General features: G+C 72.8%; 1 protein-coding gene. It reads left to right on the forward strand.

Going from position 1 to position 2,289, the window contains the following annotated elements; translation table 11 throughout:
• The coding region (locus tag ACWD3O_RS33975) for a type I polyketide synthase (RefSeq protein WP_451418560.1) at positions 1-2,289 on the forward strand (2,289 nt) is incomplete at both ends.

Below are 2,289 nucleotides of genomic sequence, written 5' to 3' on the forward strand. Positions count from 1 at the left end.
TGCCGTCCGTCCGCAAGGACCGTGCGGAGGACCTGGCCGTTCTGCAGGCGCTGGGTCTCGTCGGTGACGAGGCCGGTGTGGACTGGCGTGCCGTCCACGGCCCGGACGCCCGGATCGTCGACCTTCCCACCTACCCCTTCCAGCGCGAGCGCTACTGGCTCGACACCTCCCTTCCGACCGCGCCTGTGCCGGCCCTGGTGCAGTCGGCGGACCGGGACGCCGAGGACGACGAGCGCGGATCCGTCTCCTCGTTGGCGCGGCGCGTCACCGGGGCGAGCGGCGACGAGCGGGACCGCATCCTGCTCGACGTCGTGCGTACGAACATGGCGATCGTCCTCGGGCACGTGACGCCCAGCGCGATCGACCCCGGCCGCACCTTCAAGGAACTGGGCTTCGACTCCCTGAGCGCCGTCGAGTTCGCCCAGCGGCTCACCACGGCGACGGGAGTGCGCCTGACCGCGACCCTCGTGTACGACCACCCGAGCCCGGACGCGCTCGCGCGGTACCTGGGCACGCAGCTGCTCGGGCACCGGGCGTCCGACACCGCGATCGTCGCCGGTAGGCCGGTGTCCGACGAGCCCATCGCCATCGTGGGCATGGCCTGCCGCTATCCCGGTGGCGTGGCCTCCCCGGAGGACCTGTGGCGGCTGGTCACCGAAGAGGGCGACGCGATCACCGCGCTTCCGGACAACCGCGGCTGGGACATCGACGCGCTGTACGACCCGGTCCCCGGACGTCCCGGCAGGACGTACACCCGACACGGCGGTTTCCTCCACGACGCCGACGCGTTCGACCCGGCCTTCTTCGGTATCTCGCCGCGTGAGGCCGCCGCGATGGACCCGCAGCAGCGACTGCTGCTGGAGACGTCGTGGGAGGCGCTGGAGCGGGCCGGGATCACCCCGGCGTCGCTGCGCGGCGCCTCGGCCGGTGTCTTCGTGGGCGCCATGTCGCAGGACTACGGGCCTCGGCTGCACGAGGCGGCCGAGGGGTACGAGGGGTACCTGCTGACCGGCAGCACCGTGAGCGTGGCGTCGGGCCGCATCTCCTACACGCTGGGCCTCGAAGGCCCGGCGGTGACGGTGGACACGGCGTGCTCGTCGTCGCTCGTCGCCCTGCACCTCGCGGCTCAGGCGCTGCGGCAGGGTGAGTGCGGCATCGCGCTCGCCGGCGGCGCCGCCGTCATGGCGACGCCCGGCATGTTCGTGGAGTTCAGCCGGCAGCGGGGTCTCTCGGCCGACGGACGGGCCAAGGCGTTCTCGGCCGCGGCGGACGGAACCGCCTGGGCCGAAGGCGTCGGCATGGTCGCCCTGGAGCGGTTGTCGGACGCGGAGCGCAACGGGCATCGGGTGTTGGCTGTGTTGCGGGGGAGTGCGGTCAACCAGGACGGTGCGAGCAACGGGTTGACGGCGCCGAACGGTCCGTCGCAGGAGCGGGTGATCCGGCAGGCGCTGGCGAACGCGCGGCTCGTGCCTGCGGACGTGGATGTGGTCGAGGCGCACGGGACCGGTACGCGGTTGGGTGACCCGATCGAGGCGCAGGCGCTGCTGGCGACCTACGGGCAGGACCGGCCGGAGGACCGGCCTCTGTGGCTGGGTTCGCTGAAGTCCAACATCGGTCACGCCCAGGCCGCCGCGGGTGTGGGCGGTGTGATCAAGATGGTGGGCGCGCTGCAGCGGGGTGTGCTGCCGAAGACGCTGCACGTGGACGAGCCGTCGCCGCACGTGGACTGGTCGGCGGGGGCGGTGGAACTGCTGACCGAGCAGCGGGAGTGGCCCGAGCTCGACCGTCCGCGCCGCGCCGCGGTGTCCTCGTTCGGCATCAGTGGCACCAACGCCCACGTGATCCTGGAACAGGCCCCCGAACCGGCGGTCCCGGCCTCCCCACAGGAACACTCGGCCGAACCCGAGGCCGCGACGGACGAGGGCGGCATCGCCGTGCCCTGGCTGCTTTCCGCCAAGTCGCGGACCGCACTGCGCGCCCAGGCGGAGGCACTGCTGGCTCATGTGGACGCGGAGCCGCGTCTGCGTGCCGCCGAGGTCGCGCGGGCCCTCGCCACCACCCGCACCGCATTCGACCACCGCGCGGTCGTCATCGGCGAGGACCGTGACGCCCTCCTCGGCGCGCTGCGGGCCCTCGCCCGCGGGGAATCGTCCAGTGCCCTCGTCGAGGGCACCACCGGCACCCCCGGTCGGACCGTCTTCGTGTTTCCGGGTCAGGGGTCGCAGTGGGTGGGGATGGCGGTGGAGTTGTTGGACTCCAGTGCGGTGTTCCGGGAGAGCGTGGCGGAGT

This window comes from Streptomyces sp. NPDC002640 (assembly GCF_053592575.1).